Annotated in this window: 17 protein-coding genes; 9 read left to right on the top strand and 8 right to left on the bottom strand. The window is 59.0% G+C overall.

Going from position 1 to position 19,724, the window contains the following annotated elements; all coding sequences use genetic code 11:
- Positions 1 to 129: 129 nt before the first annotated feature.
- A complete protein-coding gene (locus tag HNR03_RS10620; protein ID WP_222588243.1) occupies positions 130 to 888 on the bottom strand; it encodes an SDR family oxidoreductase in 759 nt (252 codons plus the stop codon).
- Between the two features lie 165 nt (positions 889 to 1,053).
- Between HNR03_RS10620 and HNR03_RS10615 the strand changes: the two genes are divergently transcribed.
- The 4 genes from HNR03_RS10615 (at position 1,054) to groL (ending at position 4,564) form a co-directional block, all read left to right on the top strand.
- Positions 1,054 to 1,785, top strand: a complete 732-nt coding sequence (locus HNR03_RS10615) for a HugZ family protein (RefSeq protein WP_259153326.1) — start codon at positions 1,054 to 1,056, stop codon at positions 1,783 to 1,785.
- Positions 1,786 to 1,851: 66 nt separating this feature from the next.
- Positions 1,852 to 2,328 (top strand): FxsA family protein, encoded by a 477-nt coding sequence (locus tag HNR03_RS10610; protein ID WP_222588241.1) that lies wholly within the window; start codon positions 1,852 to 1,854, stop codon positions 2,326 to 2,328.
- A 248-nt stretch (positions 2,329 to 2,576) separates the two neighbouring features.
- Entirely contained in the window at positions 2,577 to 2,870 is a 294-nt protein-coding gene (locus HNR03_RS10605) for a co-chaperone GroES (protein WP_033057492.1), read from the top strand.
- Between the two features lie 50 nt (positions 2,871 to 2,920).
- Positions 2,921 to 4,564, top strand: coding sequence for a chaperonin GroEL (gene groL / locus HNR03_RS10600; RefSeq protein WP_201120479.1), 1,644 nt, complete (start codon positions 2,921 to 2,923; stop codon positions 4,562 to 4,564).
- A gap of 132 nt (positions 4,565 to 4,696) precedes the next feature.
- Here the strand turns inward: groL and HNR03_RS10595 are convergent, their stop codons facing one another.
- Together HNR03_RS10595 and HNR03_RS10590 are read right to left on the bottom strand one after the other, a co-directional pair.
- Positions 4,697 to 5,440: a phosphatase PAP2 family protein gene (locus HNR03_RS10595; RefSeq protein ID WP_259153315.1), complete on the bottom strand. Its 744-nt coding sequence runs from the start codon at positions 5,438 to 5,440 to the stop codon at positions 4,697 to 4,699.
- Between the two features lie 52 nt (positions 5,441 to 5,492).
- Positions 5,493 to 7,442, bottom strand: a complete 1,950-nt coding sequence (locus HNR03_RS10590) for an LTA synthase family protein (RefSeq protein ID WP_259153314.1) — start codon at positions 7,440 to 7,442, stop codon at positions 5,493 to 5,495.
- Between the two features lie 205 nt (positions 7,443 to 7,647).
- Between HNR03_RS10590 and colR the strand changes: the two genes are divergently transcribed.
- The 5 genes from colR (at position 7,648) to HNR03_RS10565 (ending at position 11,372) form a co-directional block, all read left to right on the top strand.
- A complete protein-coding gene (gene colR / locus HNR03_RS10585) occupies positions 7,648 to 8,331 on the top strand; it encodes a two-component system response regulator ColR (RefSeq protein WP_090180812.1) in 684 nt (227 codons plus the stop codon).
- Positions 8,321 to 9,595: a HAMP domain-containing sensor histidine kinase gene (locus HNR03_RS10580; RefSeq protein ID WP_259153313.1), complete on the top strand. Its 1,275-nt coding sequence runs from the start codon at positions 8,321 to 8,323 to the stop codon at positions 9,593 to 9,595. Before colR ends, HNR03_RS10580 begins: the two co-directional genes overlap by 11 nt.
- A 164-nt stretch (positions 9,596 to 9,759) precedes the next feature.
- A complete protein-coding gene (locus HNR03_RS10575; RefSeq protein ID WP_259153447.1) occupies positions 9,760 to 10,425 on the top strand; it encodes a class I SAM-dependent methyltransferase in 666 nt (221 codons plus the stop codon).
- Positions 10,426 to 10,428: 3 nt separating this feature from the next.
- Positions 10,429 to 11,142 carry a lipopolysaccharide kinase InaA family protein gene (locus HNR03_RS10570; RefSeq protein ID WP_259153312.1) on the top strand — a complete coding sequence of 238 codons (714 nt, stop codon included), beginning with the start codon at positions 10,429 to 10,431 and terminating at the stop codon, positions 11,140 to 11,142.
- 2 nt (positions 11,143 to 11,144) lie between these two features.
- Complete coding sequence (locus tag HNR03_RS10565; RefSeq protein WP_222588236.1) at positions 11,145 to 11,372, top strand: hypothetical protein; 228 nt, start codon at positions 11,145 to 11,147, stop codon at positions 11,370 to 11,372.
- Between the two features lie 95 nt (positions 11,373 to 11,467).
- Here HNR03_RS10565 and HNR03_RS10560 read toward each other — a convergent pair whose 3' ends face one another.
- The 5 genes from HNR03_RS10560 to HNR03_RS10540 all read right to left on the bottom strand — a co-directional run bounded on the left by HNR03_RS10560 (position 11,468) and on the right by HNR03_RS10540 (position 19,447).
- Complete coding sequence (locus HNR03_RS10560; protein ID WP_259153311.1) at positions 11,468 to 14,503, bottom strand: multidrug efflux RND transporter permease subunit; 3,036 nt, start codon at positions 14,501 to 14,503, stop codon at positions 11,468 to 11,470.
- 13 nt (positions 14,504 to 14,516) lie between these two features.
- The gene (locus tag HNR03_RS10555) at positions 14,517 to 15,665 is read right to left on the bottom strand and encodes an efflux RND transporter periplasmic adaptor subunit (RefSeq protein ID WP_222588234.1); all 1,149 of its coding nucleotides are present in this window, start codon (positions 15,663 to 15,665) and stop codon (positions 14,517 to 14,519) included.
- Between the two features lie 150 nt (positions 15,666 to 15,815).
- Entirely contained in the window at positions 15,816 to 16,913 is a 1,098-nt protein-coding gene (locus HNR03_RS10550) for a DUF1513 domain-containing protein (protein WP_259153310.1), read from the bottom strand.
- Positions 16,914 to 16,927: 14 nt separating this feature from the next.
- Positions 16,928 to 17,992 carry an imelysin family protein gene (locus HNR03_RS10545; RefSeq protein ID WP_259153309.1) on the bottom strand — a complete coding sequence of 355 codons (1,065 nt, stop codon included), beginning with the start codon at positions 17,990 to 17,992 and terminating at the stop codon, positions 16,928 to 16,930.
- A gap of 27 nt (positions 17,993 to 18,019) precedes the next feature.
- Complete coding sequence (locus tag HNR03_RS10540; RefSeq protein ID WP_259153308.1) at positions 18,020 to 19,447, bottom strand: di-heme oxidoredictase family protein; 1,428 nt, start codon at positions 19,445 to 19,447, stop codon at positions 18,020 to 18,022.
- Positions 19,448 to 19,724: the final 277 nt, after the last annotated feature.

Here is a 19,724-nt window from a genome sequence, read left to right as displayed (position 1 = left end):
CATAGAACAAACGCGATTCCCTGTGGGAGCGGGCTTGCTCGCGAATGCGGTAGATCAGTCAACTTATCTGTTGATTGACACACCGCTTTCGCGAGCAAGCCCGCTCCCACAGTTGTTTTGTGTGTAGCTTTAGATGCGCAACCCACCATCCATTTCCAGGATCCGGCCGGTGTAGTAATCGTTCTCGAAAATGTACGCCGCCGAATGGGCGATCTCGTCCGGCTTGCCCATGCGCTTGAGCGGAATACCGGACGTCATTTTCTCCAGCGCTTCAGGCTTCATGCCCAGGGTCATTTCGGTTTCGATGAAGCCCGGCGCAATGCCCGCCACACGGATACCGTAGCGCGCCAGTTCCTTGGCCCAGGTCACGGTCGCCGCTGCCACACCGGCCTTGGCGGCAGAGTAGTTGGTCTGGCCAACGTTGCCGGCACGGGAAATCGAGGAGATATTGATGATCGCGCCGCTGTTGTTCAGCTCGACCATTTTCGCCGCGACTTCACGGGTGCACAGGAACACGCCGGTCAGGTTGACGTCGATCACCGCCTGCCACTGGGCCAGGCTCATCTTGGTCATTTCGCCGTCCTTGACCTTCAACAGCAGGCCGTCGCGCAGGATCCCGGCGTTGTTGATCAGGCCATGAATCGCACCGAAATCTTCAGCCACCTGAGCGACCATGTGCGTGACTTGCTCTTCATTGGCGACGTTGCACAGGTAGGCACGGGCTTCGACACCCTTGGCCTTGCAAGCGGCGACGGTGTCGTCGAGCTTTTCCTGGTTCAAATCGACCAGCGCAAGCTTCGCGCCTTTGCCTGCGAAATACTCGGCCATGGAACGGCCTAAACCCTGGCAACCGCCAGTGATAATGATTACTTTGTCGGTGAGTTGCATTCGCATGCCCCAGTAGCAGGTTGAAGTGGTCTTCCTTCTAGAGAGCCTCTCGATCTGCACCGGATGTGGCCTGGTTGCACACGAGAACTGCCCCGATGGCGTACTGGAAACTATCCCCAGGCGCCTGTCCGTTTTTTCGACGGATTCTATTTAAGGAGTCATAAATTGAGCGTAGAAGCGGCCAAGAATGCCCGAGAATTGCTTCTCAAGGAATACCGTGGGGTGTTGTCGACACACTCCAAGTCGATGCCGGGTTTCCCGTTCGGTTCTGTCGTTCCTTACTGCCTGGACGAGCAGGGGCGGCCGCTGATCCTTATCAGCCGCATCGCACAGCACACCCATAACCTGCAAAAAGACCCGAAATGTTCGTTGTTCGTGGGTGAGCGCGAGGCCGATGACGTGCAAGCCGTTGGTCGCCTGACTTACCTCGCCGAAGCAGAAAAGCTCGAGGACGAGGCGGCCATCGAAGCGGCGGCGGAACGTTACTACCGCTATTTCCCGGATTCGCTGAGCTACCACAAGGCTCACGATTTCGATTTCTGGGTGCTCAAACCTGTGCGTCACCGCTACATCGGTGGTTTTGGCGCGATCCACTGGGTCGACCACCTGACCCTGGCCAACCCGTTTGCCGGCAAGGCCGAAGCGAGTATGGTCGAGCACATGAATGCCGATCACGCCAAGGCCATCGCCCATTACGTCGATCTGGCAGGCCTGCCGAAAACCGAGCCGGCGCAACTGGCGGGCATCGACAGCGAAGGCATGCACCTGCGCATTGGTCAGGCCCTGTACTGGCTGCCGTTTCAAGCGCCTTGTAATACGCCGACACAAGTGCGCGAAGCCTTGGTTTTCCTGGCTCACGCCGAGCATTGGCCGAAAAATGAAGTGGCCGGTGCTTGAATTCACGAATCGGCGACGTCATCTAGGGAAGACTGGCAAGGCATTCTTGCGTTGAGGAACCATTTGATGCGCCCTTTTTTATTGCTCTTTGTACTGTTTCCGGTGTTGGAGCTGTTCGTATTCGTCAAGGTCAGCGGGGCGATCGGGTTTTTCCCGGCCCTGCTGCTGATAATTCTCGGCTCGATGCTCGGCGTGTTTGTGCTGCGTATCGCCGGTCTGGCCACTGCATTGCGGGCTCGTGAAAGCCTGAACCGCGGCGAACTGCCGGCGCAAACCATGCTCGAAGGCCTGATGCTGGCCCTGGCGGGCGGTCTGTTGATCCTGCCGGGTTTCGTCACCGACGTGCTGGGCTTGATCATGTTGCTGCCGATCTCCCGTCGACTGCTGGCCAATAAAATGCGCCAGCGCGCCGAGGAGCAAGCCATCCGTCAGCGTGCGTTCGCCGATGATCTTCAATCCCGGGGCGGTCCTGCTCCGCGAGCGCCGCTGGGTCGCGAGCCCAATGTGATCGAAGGCGAGTTCGAACACCGTGATTCCAAGTAACACCTTTCAATGCCACGGCACCTTCGGGTGCCGTGTTCGTTTTTGGGGCGTCAAGGTGAAAATTTTTTGCTCCCCGCCCTTGTAATCAGCTTGTACGCCCTTATGTAACGGTCACCGCAAGGTTTCTGGCGATCACGCCAGACAGACTTCCGCGTCTCGCTTGTCGAGCCGCACCCGGCACCGCCGGATTTGTTAAACCCGCCGGGACTACACCGGCCGATGAAAACCACAATTAGGAGAGATCGACAATGAAGCTTCGTCCTCTGCATGACCGCGTCGTTATCCGTCGCAGCGAAGAAGAAAAGAAAACCGCTGGCGGTATCGTCCTGCCAGGTTCGGCTGCTGAAAAGCCAAACCAGGGTGAAGTCCTCGCTGTAGGCCCAGGCAAAGTGCTGGACAACGGTGAAGTGCGTGCACTGTCCGTGAAAGTGGGTGACAAGGTTGTGTTCGGCCCGTACTCCGGCAGCAACACTGTGAAAGTTGATGGCGAAGACCTGGTAGTAATGGCTGAGAACGAGATTCTCGCTGTTGTCGAAGGCTGATTCCCCCGCTCATTTTCCCGCTACTACAAAGTATTTAAGGAATATCGATCATGGCTGCTAAAGAAGTTAAATTCGGCGATTCCGCCCGCAAGAAAATGCTCGCCGGTGTCAACGTCCTGGCTGACGCAGTAAAAGCGACCCTGGGCCCTAAAGGCCGTAACGTGATCATCGAGAAAAGCTTCGGCGCTCCGACCATCACCAAGGACGGCGTTTCCGTTGCCAAAGAAATCGAGCTGAAAGATCGCTTCGAAAACATGGGCGCGCAGCTGGTCAAAGACGTTGCCTCCCGTGCCAACGATGACGCAGGCGACGGCACCACCACCGCTACCGTTCTGGCTCAGTCGATCGTCAACGAAGGCCTCAAAGCCGTCGCTGCCGGCATGAACCCGATGGACCTGAAACGCGGTATCGACAAAGCGACCATCGCTATCGTCAAAGAGCTCAAAGCACTGTCCAAGCCTTGCGCTGACACCCGTGCAATCGCTCAGGTCGGCACCATCTCGGCCAACTCCGACAGCTCCATCGGCGACATCATTGCCGAAGCCATGGAAAAAGTCGGTAAAGAAGGCGTGATCACCGTTGAAGAAGGCTCGGGCCTGGAAAACGAACTGTCGGTTGTTGAAGGCATGCAGTTCGACCGTGGCTACCTGTCCCCGTACTTCGTCAACAAGCCAGAGACCATGACCGCCGAGCTCGACGGTCCGCTGATCCTGCTGGTCGACAAAAAGATCTCCAACATCCGCGAAATGTTGCCAGTACTGGAAGCCGTTGCCAAAGCCGGCCGTCCACTGCTGATCGTGGCCGAAGACGTTGAAGGCGAAGCCCTGGCGACTCTGGTTGTGAACAACATGCGTGGCATCGTTAAAGTCGCAGCCGTCAAGGCTCCAGGCTTCGGCGACCGTCGCAAGGCCATGCTGCAGGACATCGCTGTTCTGACTGGCGGTACCGTTATCTCCGAAGAGATCGGTCTGAGCCTGGAAAGCACTACCCTGGAACACCTGGGTAATGCCAAGCGCGTGATCCTGTCCAAAGAAAACACCACCGTGATCGACGGTGCCGGCGTTGAGGCTGACATCCAGGCTCGCGTTCTGCAGATCCGTCAGCAAGTGGCCGACACTTCGTCCGACTACGACCGTGAAAAACTGCAAGAGCGTCTGGCCAAGCTGTCCGGCGGCGTTGCAGTGATCAAGGTTGGCGCTGGTTCCGAAGTAGAAATGAAAGAGAAGAAAGCCCGCGTTGAAGACGCCCTGCACGCTACCCGTGCAGCCGTTGAAGAAGGCGTGGTACCTGGCGGTGGCGTGGCACTGGTTCGCGCTCTGCAGGCTATCTCCGAGCTCAAAGGCGACAACGATGACCAGAACGTTGGCATCCAGTTGCTGCGTCGCGCTGTTGAAGCGCCACTGCGCCAGATCGTTGCCAACTCCGGTGACGAGCCAAGCGTTGTGGTCGACAAGGTCAAGCAGGGTTCGGGTAACTACGGTTACAACGCTGCGACTGGCGAATACGGCGACATGATCGAAATGGGTATCCTGGACCCGGCTAAAGTGACTCGTTCGGCTCTGCAAGCGGCTTCGTCGATTGCCAGCCTGATGATCACCACCGAAGCCATGATCGCTGAGATCAAGGAAGACGGCCCAGCTGGCGGCGGCATGCCAGACATGGGCGGTATGGGCGGCATGGGCGGCATGATGTAAGCCAGCCTTACCCTGTACGAAAAAACCCCGCTGGCGTGAGCCAGCGGGGTTTTTTATTGCGCGGATTTCGTGGGGTAGGGAATCGGTTCATTGCCGGAGCGAGCAACTCACTCCGGCATTTTGAACGGTGTATCAGGCGCGGGCGGGTACTGCTTTGGCCATTTGCCCGGCCTTTAAGGCGGGTCGATAGAGGATGTAGTAATACGACCCCAGGCAGATCAGCCAGCAGAAAATCGCCGTCCACACGTTGTGGGAGAAGAAGTGCGCGCCCTGCATCATCCGGCTGATCGAAAACACCGAGCCCAAGGCGAAAGCGAACACAAGCGCCTGGCGTGCCAGACGCGGACGACGGTCACGCAGGACAAAGAACAGCGCAAACAGTGTGAAGCCAGTGGCGGCATGACCACCCGGCCAGCAACGGCCCGGCTTTTCAGTGTGCGGGCGAGGGCTCAGGAGTTCGCTGTAGGTCTCATGCCCACCGAATTGCTCCAGGCTCCAGGGACATTGCACCGCTGTCACCGCTTTCATCGGCGTCACGAACGATGTCGCCAACGCCAGCGACAGCACCAGACAACCCAGTTCACGTTTGAACGGCTTGAGCCTGTCCATGAAAAAGGAGCCGATGAAGGCGAGGATGGCAAACACCGAAAACGCGATGACCACTTGCTTGGCGCGGTCATGCACGATGGTTTCCAGGAAGTAACTGTGGCGCCCGATGAAATTCCCGGCGACCGGGTCGTAGAACAGTTTGGCCAGGTCCATGTCCAGCGATGTCAGTTCGAGCAACACCAAAATGATCGCCGCAACGGCGGGGACACCCAGGCATACCCAGAAATTGAGCGGGCGAGGGGTGGGACGGACAGCGGATGATGACATGAGAGATCCTGCGGTTGAATAAACCCCGGGGCATCAGCCCGGGGCCATTCGATTAACGTTCGCTGACTTGGCCGGCACCCTCCATGGGCGCTCTCCAGCCAAGTAGCTGTTGCTTGAAGCCATAACTGGCGGTTTGGTAATACGTGATGGCGCGTGTGATCAAGGGATCGCTGTTGGTGGCACGTGACTCGCGACTTTCGGTCAACGCATCATCGTGGCGGCGCAATCCTTGCCGGGGGCTCAGGATCGCCAGATTTTTGCCATCGAACAACCCCAGATGCTGATAATTGCCAACCACCACGCGTGGCGGCAGCGGATTATCCTGCAACAGGTTGCGGCCGAAGAACGTCGACTGATAATCCAGATTCAGCAGGCCCAGCAAGGTCGGGGCGAGGTCGATCTGACTGGCCAGTTGTGCCGTTTCCCGAGCGTCAATCAATTTCGGCGCATAGACGAACAGTGGAATCTGATAGTTGCTGATCGGCAAGTCTTCTTTACCCGCGCTGCCGGCTGTGTGGTCGGCGACAAAGACAAAGATGGTGTTATCAAACCACGGCTTCTTGCGTGCCTGATCCAGGAACTGACCGATGGCATAGTCAGTGTATTTCACCGCACCGTCACGACCGTTGCCGGATTTGATGTCGATCCGGTTGTCGGGATAGGTATAAGGACGATGGTTGGAGGTGGTCATCAGTTGCAGCAGGAAAGGCTGTTGTTTGGCGTGGTCGGCATCGGCCAGCTTCAGCGTCTGGGCATACAGGTCTTCATCCGCCATGCCCCAGGCATTCTTGAAGTGGATCTCGGCTTCATCGACGCTGCTCTGGTCGACCACGCGGTAACCGTTCCCGCTGAAGAATGCGTTCATGTTGTCGAAGTAACCACGACCGCCATAGACGAACACGCTGTCGTAGCCCACGGCAGCAAGCTGCTGCCCGAGGCTGGCGAAACCGCTTTCACGGCCCACACGCTTGACGATCGAGCGTCCCGGCGTTGGTGGAATTGCCAGCGTGATGGCTTCCAGGCCACGATCGGTACGGGTGCCGGTGGCGTAGAAATTGTTGAAATACAGGCTCTGCTTGCGCAAGGCATCTAGATTGGGCGTCAGGTTGCGGTTGTCGCCATTGCTGCCCATGTACTTGGCGCTGAAACTCTCGATGGTCACCAGCACGATATTAGGCTTTCGCAACACGCCTGGGTTGTCGATCATGCGGCGGATGTCCTGCGGGTCTTCGCCAACGAAACGAGCATTGGGTTCGCTCAGTTCGGTACGAATCTGCTGGGCAACGACGGCCGGCGGCAGGCTGCTATAGAACTGCGGGTAATCCAGTTCATTGTTACGGAAGGCGGCGAAGAACTGGTAGGGGCCATTGCTCGCCAATTCGTTCTGATAGGCGTTCCCGCCTTGAGCGCGCGGCGCGTCCTGGCTGAGCAACTGCAGGCTCAGGCCGGCAACGAGCAACAGAGCCACGGCATTCAACAACCGATTGCGCAGAGGCGGCAGTGGTGCATCCAGTGCGCTATTGAATGGTTTGCGCAAGGCAAAGCTCAAGGCTACCGCCAGTACCGCGAGGATGCTCAGCAGCGTACCGATCGGATAGGATTCGAGCAGGTTGTTCAGCACTTCGTCGGAATACACCAGGTAATCGACGGCGATGAAATTGAAGCGCACACCGAACTCGTCCCAGAACAGCCATTCAGCTACCGAAACGAACAACATGGCGAACAGGCTGACGGTCAACAGCCCTTGAAGGAACCAGCGATGACCGCGGCGGCGCCACAAGGCGGGCGGACAGAGCAGCAAATACAGACCCATCGGCAGCGCCGCGTAGGCAATGAAGCCCAGGTCGTACAGCAAGCCAACGCCAAATACCGAGAGAAAGCCGCTGCCGGCCTCGTCCAGGTGCGTGAGCAGCAGGATCGTTCGGGTCAGTGTGAAAATGGCCAGCCAGGCGCCAGTTACGAGCAGCAGAAAGCGTATTGGCGCAGTCTTGAAGAAGTCCATTATGCGTATATTCCTTATTGCAATCGCGCGAGAGTCTCGCTCAGCCGCAGAGAGACACTCAGTAAATCGATAGAGAAAAGCTTTTTAAGCCGTTCATTTGGTTGAACGGATTGATTCTCGCACAGTTCGGCCCTAGCCCTGAATCACTCTTGGCCTTAAGCTGCGCGGGCCATGACGGCCGTTGCTGTGTACGGAGGAGGTGCTCATGCGAATTCTATTGGTTGAAGACAACCGCGATATCCTGGCCAATCTAGCCGATTACCTGGGGCTCAAAGGCTACACCGTGGACTGTGCGCAGGACGGTTTGTCAGGCCTGCATCTGGCGGCCACTGAACATTACGATTTGATCGTACTCGATATCATGTTGCCCGGGATCGATGGCTACACCCTGTGCAAACGCCTGCGCGAAGACGCCCGCCGTGATACGCCGGTGATCATGCTGACTGCGCGTGACCAGCTCGATGACCGGCTGCAAGGCTTCAAGTCCGGTGCCGACGACTACCTGATCAAACCGTTCGCCCTGTCCGAACTGGCGGCCCGCATCGAAGCCGTCATGCGTCGCACCCAGGGTGGCGGTCGCCGATCCTTGCAAGTGGGCGATCTGAGCTACGACCTCGACACCCTGGAAGTGACCCGTGAAGGCCGTCTGCTCAAACTCAACCCGGTGGGCCTCAAGCTGCTCGCCGTGCTGATGCAGAAAAGCCCCCATGTGTTGCGTCGCGAAATTCTCGAAGAGGCCCTGTGGGGCGATGACTGCCCGGACAGCGACAGCCTGCGCAGCCACGTGCATCAACTGCGTCAGGTGATCGACAAGCCATTCGCCAAGCCATTGCTGCAAACCGTTCACGGTGTGGGTTATCGCTTGGCCGAGGGCCGTGATGGAGTTTAAGCAGAGCCTTGCTCAACGGATCATCATCGCCTTTGCGTTGATGAGCGCGCTGGTGGCGGGAGCCTTTGCCATGGGTATTGTGGCGACCGTGCACCTGGTGGAAGAAAAGCTGATTTCGGCCGGGCTGGGCGGCGATTTGCAGCGCCTGTTGCTGATGGACAGTGTCTCGGACTGGAGCCATCGCCCCGAGCCAGACCAGTTGTTCTACTTCAGCGGCGGGCCGGGTGACTTTGCGCTACCCAAGGATTTGCGGAACCTTGATGCCGGTTTTCACGAGGTTTTTCGTGAGAATCTTTCATACCACGCGATGGTTGAAATCGTTGATGGCCGGCGTTACGTCCTGCTTCAGGACCAAAGCGATTTCGAAGAACGTGAGCGGGTGCTGTTTGCCGTGGTGCTGGTCGGCTTCGTGCTGAGCCTGGCGTTGGCGGTCTTTCTCGGCTGGATCCTGGCGCGCAAAGTGATGGCGCCGGTGGTACGACTGGCCCGTCAGGTGCGCCATCGCGATCAACTGCTGGGACTGGCCCCGCCTCTGGCGCCGGACTATGCCGCCGACGAAGTGGGCGAACTGGCCGTTGCCTTCGACGCCACACTTGGGCGTTTGCGCCAGGCACTGACCCGCGAGCGGTTGTTTACCAGTGACGTCAGCCACGAACTGCGCACACCGTTGATGGTACTGGCCAGTTCCTGTGAGCTACTGCTGGAAAATCCCCACCTTGACCCGCGCGGCCACGCCCAGGTCGAGCGCATTGCCCGCGCGTGCGAAGAGATGCGCGAGCTGGTGCAAACGTTCCTGATGTTGGCCCGGGCGCAACGTGAAGACGCCAGCATGTCGCCGCAGCAATCGGTCCGTCAGATCGCCGACGGCCTGCTCAATCTGTGGCGCGAACCGATCGAGACCAAAGGGCTGAAACTGATCTTCGAGCCGGGTGATCCGCAGGACACAGGCTACAACGCCACCCTCTTGCACGCGGTGATGGGTAATCTGCTGCGTAACGCACTGCATTACACAGAAGACGGTTTCATCCGCCTGACGCTGACCGCGACGGGGTTCATTGTCGAGGACAGTGGCGTGGGCATTCCGGAGGATAAGCGCGAGGCGATGTTTGAACCGTTCGTGCGTGGCAGCGAGAAACGCGGCGAGGGCCTGGGGCTTGGACTGTCACTGGTACAGCGGATCTGCGAGAACCAGGGGTGGAGTGTCAGCCTGACCAACATGGAACCCAATGGCTGTCGTTTTGAGGTGGAATTGAGCCAGAAGTAGTCTGGGTTTATGTAAAAAATCGTCGCTCCAAACCATCGTTGTTCTCGTGAAAGATCCTGAATTGATTGGGTGTCTACAGCACACTTTTTTCACAAAGGGATGACCTGAGACTCACACCGATCTACCTATGGTGGTGGTCATCTGAAGCTCAGGAGACCGCCATGATGGATGGCCCGATCAAATTTTTCTCTGAAAAATACGACGATCCGCACGCCCAACGGTTCTTGCCAAAGCAGCAGAACGGGCTGGGACGCCGATTGTCCCACTGGCGTGACGAGCAGTTGGCGCGTAAGGCGTTGGCACTGGCCGGCGAGCCTGGGCTGGTACTGGATCTGCCATGCGGTGCGGGGCGTTTCTGGCCAGTGCTGGCGGAAAAAACCAACCGCGCCATCATCGGGGCCGACAGTTCCGAGTCGATGTTGAAGGTCGCCGCCAAGGCGCAACCGGCTGACGTGATCAAACGGATAAAACGCTTGCAGGCTTCTGCATTCGATATCGGCTTGCCCGATAATGCCGTCGACTGCATTTTCTGCATGCGTTTGCTCCATCACATTGGTGAAGCCGAACACCGAATGACCGTTTTGCGCGAATTCGAACGTGTCACACGCGACAGCGTGATTATCTCGTTGTGGGTCGACGGCAACTTCAAGTCCTGGAAACGCAAGCGTGCAGAGAAGCAGCGTGGGCAGGAAAGTTACCAAAACCGGTTTGTCTTACCGGCGGCCACCGTAGAAAAGGAGTTTGAACAGGCGGGTTTCCGCATTCAGGAACAATTGGACTTTTTACCGCTCTATGCCATGTGGCGAGTTTACGTATTACGCAAGAGGTAACAGATGGCAGTGCAATGTGCAGCAGAAACGGAAGTCGCTCCCCAGGACCGCTTCGACTATTTCTGGAATCAGCGCGGTGAATGGGTAGAAGAACCCAACGTCCGTCGCGGTGGAGAAAGTGGCGTACAGCGAGTCAATGGCAGCGATGGCCAGCTGCTCTACACCAAGCGCCAGACTGGACATATTCATCGCAGTTGGTTGCACCCCTTTGGCCGACCGACGGTGTTGCGCGAGCGTGATGCTCTGATAGGGTTGCGGGAGCTGGGCGTGCGCGTGCCTGAAATGGTGTTCTGCGGCGCACAACGCGACCCTGCGCACAAATGGCGCGCCTTGCTGGTGACCAAGTCGCTGGACGGTTTCGAGGAAATCGAACATTGGTACGCCGGCGGCGGGCGTGAGCGTCATGGTGAAGCGGTCCATGAACGTGTATTGAAGGATCTGGCCGACAACCTTGCCCGTATGCACAAGGGCCGTTGGCAGCACAGCTGCATCTATATCAAGCACGTCTTCTTGCGTGTCACCGGCGAAGGTGACTCCGCCAAGGTTGAAATCGCATTGATCGATCTGGAGAAATGCCGCCAGCGTCTGACCGCTCAGCAGGCAGCGGCCCATGACATGAAACAATTGCGTCGCCATTCGTCGTTCAGCGATACGGACTGGACAAATCTCGTCTATTTTTATGAGACGGCGTTTGGCAGCGCTATCAAAGGTTTATAGCGATGAAACTCGAAATTGCACGAGGTTTGTTTTTAGCAGGAGCCTTGGCAGTTGCTTCGCTGGCGATGGCTGCCTGGGAGCAGCCCCGCACGCAGGTCATCAGTTCAGTGAGCGCTGATGCTCACTGTCCGTTGCCACGCATTGCCAAGGCATCCGTGGCGACTCATCCCGATCATGATTTACTGCTGTTCATGTTCGGACTCTCTCAAGGAATGAGGCCACAAAGTTGAACAGACTCAAGCCAAAATAAAAGGCCTCGATCATTCGAGGCCTTTTTTTTTGTGTCCTTTTTTGTTTTCAAAGTCGCCAGTCGCTCCCAAAGGGATCAGAGGCTTTTCTTGACGTCGGGTTTGGCCAGCAGCGTGTAGATGCATGGCAGCACGAACAACGTGAACAACGTCCCGATCGACATGCCGGTGGCAATCACCGTACCGATATCAAACCGGCTCACGGCGCCTGCCCCCGTGGCGATGATCAACGGCACCATGCCGAACACCATCGCCGCTGTGGTCATCAATACCGGGCGAAGCCGAATCGCCGCCGCTTGCTCGACCGCTTCGCGCGGTGTCAGACCCTTGTCCTTGCGCAGCTGATTGGCGAACTCGACGATCAGAATCCCGTGTTTGCTGATCAGCCCGATCAAGGTCACCAGTCCGACCTGGGTATAGATGTTCATGCTCGACCAGCCCAGGAACAGCGGGATCAGTGCGCCACAGATCGACAGCGGCACGGTGACCAGAATCACCAGCGGATCACGGAAGCTTTCGAACTGGGCCGCGAGCACCAGGAAAATGATCGCCAGTGCCAGGGCGAAAGTCACCCACAGTGCGCTGCCTTCCTGAACGTATTGGCGTGACGCACCGGCATAATCCACGGCATATCCTGCCGGCGCCTCTTCCCGTGTGATTTGACGCACGGTGTCGATGGCTTCACCCATGCTCACCAGCGGGACCCCGGACAGAATGGCCGAGTTGAGTTGCTGGAACTGGTTCAATTGCCGTGGACGCGCCCGGTCGCTCACCGTGATCAGGGTCGACAATGGCAGCAACTCACCCTTGGTGTTTCTGACGTAGTAGTTGTTCAGCCACTCGGGGTTATCCCGGAACGGTCGCTCGACCTGCGCAATGACTTTGTAACTGCGGCCTTCGATGGTGAAACGGTTGATCTCCGCCTCACCCAGCATCGTCGCCAGTGTTCCTCCCAGGTCCTGCATGGACACGCCCATCTGTGCCGCTTTCGCCCGATCGATGTCGACCACGACTTCAGGTTTATCGAAGGCCAGGTCGACGTTGACGAACGCGAACTTGCCGGAGTCCATCGCGCGTTTTTTCACCCGGTCCATCACTTGCAGCAACGACTCGTAATCGTTGGCCGAGTTGATCACGAACTGAAACGGCAACCCTTCACCGGTGCCGGGCAAGGAGGGCAGGTTGAAACCGAAAATCTGCAGTCCGGCGATGCTCTCCAGCTTGCGCTGGACCTCGGGCAGGATTTGCATCTGCGTGCGGTGCCGTTCGTTCCACGGCTTGAGCAGAAAGCCGCCAATCCCCGATTGCACGCCGTTGAAGCCATTGATCTGGAACGAAGAGTAATACTCGGGAAACGCTTTGAAGATCGAGATGAACTCGTCGGTGTAGGCGCTCAGATAGTCAAGGTTGGTGGGTTGCGGGGCATTGGCTATCATGAAAATGACGCCTTGGTCCTCGTCCGGCGCCAGTTCCGATTTAGTGAACTTGAGCAGCACTGGAATCAGGCACAGCACGATCAGCGCAAACACCAGCACCACCGGCCGGGTATTCAATGTTCCGTGCAGCAGGCTCTGGTAGCGGCGCTTGAGGCCTTCGAAAATCATGTCCAGCCGGTGCGCCAGACCACTGGGGTTTTCATCGTGACGCAGCAAAAAGGCGCACATCATTGGCGACAGGGTCAGCGCCACCACGCCGGAAATCACCACGGCCCCCGCCAGTGTCAGGGCAAACTCCTTGAACAGCGCCCCCGTCAGCCCCGTCAGGAAGCCGATCGGCGCATAAACCGCTGCCAGGGTAATGGTCATCGAAACCACCGGCATCGCGATTTCCCGCGCCCCTTCAATAGCCGCGTCGATAGGCGTCTTGCCTTCTTCGATGTGACGGTGAATGTTCTCGACCACTACGATGGCATCGTCCACCACCAAGCCGATGGCCAGCACCATCGCCAGCAGGGTCAGCAGGTTGATCGAATAACCCATCATCTGCATGAAGAACATTACGCCGATCATCGACAGCGGAATGGTCACCACCGGAATCACCACCGACCGTAGCGCACCCAGGAACAGGAACACCACGACGATCACGATCAACACCGCTTCGAACAGGGTTTTCACCACCTCGTCGATCGAAGCCTGAATGAACAACGTGGCGTCGTAGGCGATTTCACTCTTGAGGTTTGGCGGCAGCTGGGCTTCCAGCTCCGGCATGATCTTGCGCACTTCCCTGATCACATCCAGCGGGTTGGCGCCCGGTGTAGCCTTGATGCCGATGTACACCGACGGCGTACCACCGAAGGAGCTGATGGAGTTGTAGTTCTCCGCGCCCATTTCAACCCGCGCGACATCGCTGAGCAGGACCCGGCTGTCGCCGGCGACTTTCAGTGGAATCGCGGCAAAGGCTTCGGCGGACTTGAGCTCGGTATTGGCGTTAATGCTGGTGACCACGTACTCGCCTTTCACTTCGCCGGCGGCGGAGAGAAAGTTGTACTGGCGCACCGCGTTGGTCACGTCGCTGGCGGTCAGGCCGAACCCGGCCAGCTTCACCGGGTCCAGCCACAGGCGCATGGCAAACACCTGGTTGCCGAGAATCTCCGCCTCGGCCATGCCCGGCAGGGTGGCGAGTTTGGGTTGAATGACCCGCGACAAGTAGTCGGTGATCTGCGGGTTGCTCAGCTCCTTGCTGAAGAAACTGATGTACATGAGCGCCGAGGCGTCGGCGGCTTCCTTGCTCAGCACCGGATCTTCAGCGTCCTGGGGCAGCTGATTCTTGACCTCGTTGGCCTTGGCCAGCAGCTCGGTGAACAAACGGTCGCTGTTGGAGCCGATGCGCGCATAGACCGAGATCACCGAGAAGTTCTGGCGACTGACCGAGGTCATGTAGTCGATGCCTTCGGCGCTCGCCAGGCTCTGTTGCATCGGTTGGGTGATGTAGCCCTGAATGGTCTCGGCGTTGGCCCCTGGATACGCGGTGGTCACCGTGATCAAGGCGTTTTCCATTTGCGGGTATTGGCGCAGCGGCAGCTTGCTCCAGGCCTGAAAGCCCAGCAGCACAATCAACAGGCTGACCACGGTGGCGAGCACCGGGCGGCGGATGAACGGGTCAGTAAAAGCCATGGGGATTCCTTGATCAGTCCGCGCGTGGCGGGCTGTTCTTCTCGGCTAGAGTCTTGTCGTCGCTGATGGCAATGTGGGCGCCGTTGTCCAGTTTGATCTGACCGGCCGTGACCACTTTCTCGCCGTTCTGCACACCCTTGGTAACCATCACCCGCCCGTCGCGACGCTCGCCGGTTTCGATGAAACGCCGCTCGGCGATCAGGACGGGTTGGCCCTTGTCATCTTTCATGACGCTGCCGTCATCGGCTTTTTTCTGCGCCACCACGTACAGCGAGTTGCCATAGAGGGTGTAGGTGATTGCGCTTTCCGGTACGACGATGCGCGGCTGCGGGTCGGGCAGCAACACCTGCAGGCTGGCGAACATGCCCGGCAGCAATTTGCCATCGGGGTTGGCCAGGGTTGCGCGGACCTGCACGTTGCGCGTGGTGTTTTCGACTTTCGGGTTGATCGCACTGATGGTGCCGGGGAAGGTTTCTTTCGGATAGGCCGCGACGATGACCTGCACCGACTGGCCAATGCCAATTTTCGGTATTGCCTGCTCCGGCACGAAGAAGTCGACATAGAGGCTGCTGAGGTCCTGCAGCGTGGCGATCATCGTGCCGCTGGCGACATAGTCGCCGACATCGACCTGACGAATACCGATGGTGCCGCTGAACGGGGCGAGAATGCGTTTCTTCGCCAGCGAAGCCTTGAGCTGGTTGACCGTGGCCTGATCCTTTTTCATGATCGCCAAGAGTCGGTCGAACTCACCTTTGGAGATGGCCTGGCTGCCGACCAATTGGCTGCCACGGTTGTAGTTGACCGTCGACAGCCCGAGGTCTGCCATTGCCGTTTCCAGCAACGCCTTTTCCACATCGCTGTCGAGTTGCACGATCGGTTGGCCGGCCTTGACCTTCTGCCCTGACTGGAACTGCACATCCGTGACGGTGCCGGCAGTTTCCAGGCTCAGGTCGACCCCTTGCAGCGCCTTCAGCGTGCCGACGGTGGGCAGGCGCGCTTGCCACGGCTGCTCGGTCGCGGTGGCCACGGCGACACTGATCGGTGGTTTCGGTGCGGAAAAGCCTTGAATCATCGTGTAGATGGAGAAAGCTTTGTAAGCGGCCAGGACCAGCACGATCAGCAGAACAACACCCAACATGATCAGCATGCGGCGACGCAGCATAGTTCCAGTTCCTTGGAGAAATCAGGTGAGACAGTCCGGCACATTACCCCGAGTCGGAGGGGGTTTCCAACTGGTAGAACTTACAGGCAAACGGCGTCACGCCCTGTAGCCGCTGCCGATGGCTGCGCTTGCGGCTACAGGAGAGCGTGTTTAGACGAGGTGAAGGTGGTTGTCCCAAAGCCCTGCGGGAAGCTCCAGCGGTTTTGCAACCAAATCTGTCTGACGGCAATCGTAGAACCGGCAACGGCCCTGACCCGAGGTCACGACAAATCCATCCGCCACGGCACCCACCCCAGCACAGTCGGGAAGCGGTGCATCCAGGCGTACTTCGCCGCTGTCCATGTCCCAGATAAAGAAGCGGTTGCCGCGCGGCGCGGTCAAGGCGACCAGCCGCAATTCACCGTGTACCGCGACGCTGGCGGTGTAATGCCCCATCGCCTGCAACTGATGCTCAGGCACTGGGAACGCCACGAACGGTTGGCCGGGACGCTTGATCGCCAGCAACTCCGAAGACTCGTGGGACGGCCCCATGAATTGCTGGCCGGCGACGATGGTGCCGTCGCTGGCGACCCCCAGATGACGCACGCTGTTCATCTGCTGGGCGAGGGTTTCCTTGCTCAGCAGCGTGCCGTCGCGTTGCATCAGCACCAGGCTTGGTTCCATGGCATTGAGGTTCATCTCGACCCGGCTTTCAGCCTCGGTGCGAATGCCGCCGTTGGCCACCACCAAGGTCTCGCCATCGGGCATCCACGACACCTGATGCGGACCGATGCCATGGGTCGAAATCTCGCCACTGTGCACCAGTCGTTCGCCCTCGAACTTATACACACCCAGCAATCCGCGACCCGGATCGGAGGTGTCGTTCTCGGTGGCGTACAGCCAGTCACCGCTCTTGTGAATCACCGCATGACCATAGAAATGCCGGTTCTGCCGCGAGACCACGGTTTGCAGCAGCGTGCCGTCGCGCAGATCGATCAGATAACTCTCGGTGCCCGGACGCCGGGCGACGAACAGCGCGATCGGCAGCGTCGGGTGGTTGATGATGTCGTGGCAACGCTGGCCGACCCGGGTGGCGAACACGCGGGTGCCGTCCAGCCGATAACCGACGGCGTAGTGCTGGCCGTCGGTGTCGTCCCGTGCCGAGAGCAGCAACGGGCTTTTGTCCTTTTGCTTGAACAGCGTCCAGCCGCCCAGTGTCACTGCTCCCAGCAGCAAACTACCTAAAGTCAGAGCCTGACGTCGCAGCATGGCACTCGCCCTCATCAGTCACCGTCGTTGGCGTTGAAGCCCAATTGAATGCCCAGCGCCTTGGCCAGTTCGCCTTCGTGCAAGCGATGGACGACGTTGAGGCTGTCGTAAAGGTCATTGAGTTGCTGGCGTCCGGCGTCATCGTTGAGCATTTCGCTCAGCGAACGCTGGTTGCTGGCGAACAGTTTCAGGGCGGCTGCGTATGCGGCATCGATCTTGTCGGCCAACGGCTTCTGCTCGCTCGGCAACAGACCGCGAAGGCCTTTGTTGTCGACGCCTTCCCACACCGTTCTGGCGGCGGCGAGGCTGGCTTCCATACCCGTGAGGGATGACTGGCTACGCCATGCATCGGCCTGGAACGGTTGTGGCACGCCCTTGGTCTGGCGGCCCATCGGCGTGCCGAGTTTTTTCTTCAGGGTGTCGAGGGCGGTGACCTGCACACGCAGCAAATCGGCGATCGCCTCGTGGGAATCGGCGTAGCGCTGGTTCGGAAACTTGCTCATCTGCGCGAGCATGCCGTCGGTGTTGTTCCAGGTTTTCAGGATCTCTTCGGCCAGCTGTTTCTGCCGCTCGCCAATCGCCTTTAACAGCGGGCAATACCTGGCTTTCTGCGCTTCGTTGGCCACATCAGGCTTGCTGTCGAACAGGATGTATTCGTAGGCGGAAAGGCCCTGCACCACGACGCTGGACTTGGCCAGCTCGGCGGCATCGATCTGCGGCTGCGCGGTAACCAGTTGTTCGACCTGACGGCCCACAAGGTTTTTCTTGTCCGGCCAGAACTGCACCTGCCAGGCGCGATTGCCTTCGGCCAGCGGCCCGATCAGCAGCGGTTGCAGTTCGGCCCAGGCTTTCTGCGCGTGCAGGAAATCGGCGCGGGCGGTGTCGAGGTTTTCCTTGCCTTCGCAGTAGGCGAGGGCGCTGACGGCCAATTGACGGTCGGCTTCAACCCAGCGCGTGTAGGTCGGCAGGATCACTGACTTGGCAATCGCCGCAGAGGTGACAGCTTGTGGGTCCTGTGGCGAACAGGCGCCCAAGGCTAGCGCTGCAAGGCTGGTGAATAACAACTTGGGACGGAACATGTCGGGCTCCCGATTCTTTATCAGTGTTCAAAGAGAATTCAAAAACGCCAGCAACGCAGCGCGCTGCTCGGCATTGAAAGACAAAACCTGTTGCTGCGCCGCCTGGGCTTCGCCGCCATGCCAGAGCACGGCTTCGAGCAGGTTGCGGGCGCGGCCGTCATGCAGGAACTGGGTATGGCCACTGACCGCCTGCGTCAGGCCGATGCCCCACAACGGCGGGGTGCGCCAGTCGCGGCCGCTGGCCTGGAATTCGCTGCGGTTGTCGGCCAGACCGTCGCCCATGTCGTGCAGCAGCAGATCGCTGTACGGGCGAATCACTTGATTGGCCAGTTCCGGTTCGGCGGCGTTGGCGGCGGTGGTGTATTTGGGGGTGTGACAGGACTGGCATCCGGCCTGGAAAAACAGGTTCTTGCCGGCCAGCACTTCGGGCGCGTTGACATCGCGGCGGGCCGGTACGGCAAGGTTGCGGCTGTAGAACAGCACCAGGCGCAGAATGTTGTCGCTGACTTCCGGCTCGCCCTCCGGACCATTGCCGTTGGGCGCCTGTTTGCACGCAGTTTGCGCATCGGTGCAGTCGTCGAAGGGCCTCAGGCTGGTGGTCAGGCCCATGTCTCCGGAAAACGCGTGGACGTTTTGTTGATTCAGGTTCGGTTGTCCGGCCTTCCAGCCGAATCGGCCGAGGACGGTTTTTTGTTGCGCGTCATCCCAGACCCGGTTCGGGCGTCCGGCGATGCCGTTTTTGTCCTTGGCCTGAGCTTCGGCGTTGGCCAGGATCGCCTCGTCGGGAATGGCTTCGAGCAAGCCCAGGCCGATCATTGGTGGCGCGACCCGGGCTGAGAATCGGGTGTCGGGGTGCATCGGGCCATAGCCCAACCGGGAAATGTTCAGGCTCGGCTTGCGCAATTCGACTTCGGTGCCGTCCTTGAAACGCACGGGGACCGATGTGTAATCAACACGCACTTTGCCTTCCGGGGCCACGCCCGGCACGGCCATGTCCTGGAGTTGGCCACCGTAGACCGGCTCCGGAACCACACCCAACTGCTCGATGACCTTGGCATAGGCCGGCGCGTCGGGGATCGACAAACGCACCAGCATCGACACCGCATTTGGCGCATCGGGTGTGGGCGGATGACCGCGGCCATCCTTGATATGGCAGCCCTGGCAGGCGTTGGTGTTGAACAACGGGCCGAGGCCATCCCGGGCGGTGGTGGTCGATGGAGCGATCACCCAGGGGCTGCGAAAGAAACTGTTGCCGACACTGAAGTCCACGCGCCGTGATGGCGGCAGGTTGGCAGAGGGCAGGGAAAAGGCGTTCTGATCAGTCTTGCGCACGGTCGCTGCGCCACCGGACCGGGATTCACCGGGTTCGGCCTTGGTAAAACGCGGGGCGTCATCGCAGGCACTCAGGCCCAGGGCCAGAAACAGTGCGGACAAGCGAAGAAGCAGCGAGGGCATCAGACATCCTGCAAGACGAGCAAAACAAGGGCGCAAAGTCTAACAGGGCATGGGAGTTTGAATAAGAGGAATTATCGTTTACTTGATGTGGGGCAAGAATTGTTGGGTTAACACGATCCCCCTGTGGGAGTGAGCCTGCTCGCGATAGCGGTGTGTCAGGCGCCAGCGATTTCAACTGACACACCGCTATCGCGAGCAGGCTCACTCCCACAATGGATCGGCGGTTGGCAGGCATTAAAAAGGCGACCCGAAGGTCGCCTTTTTTGTACAGCGAGCG

Source organism: Pseudomonas sp. JAI111, assembly GCF_024809425.1.
Classification (GTDB): Bacteria; Pseudomonadota; Gammaproteobacteria; order Pseudomonadales; family Pseudomonadaceae; genus Aquipseudomonas.
Note: the sequence above shows the minus strand (reverse complement) of the source record. Positions and strands in the feature narration are given on the sequence as shown.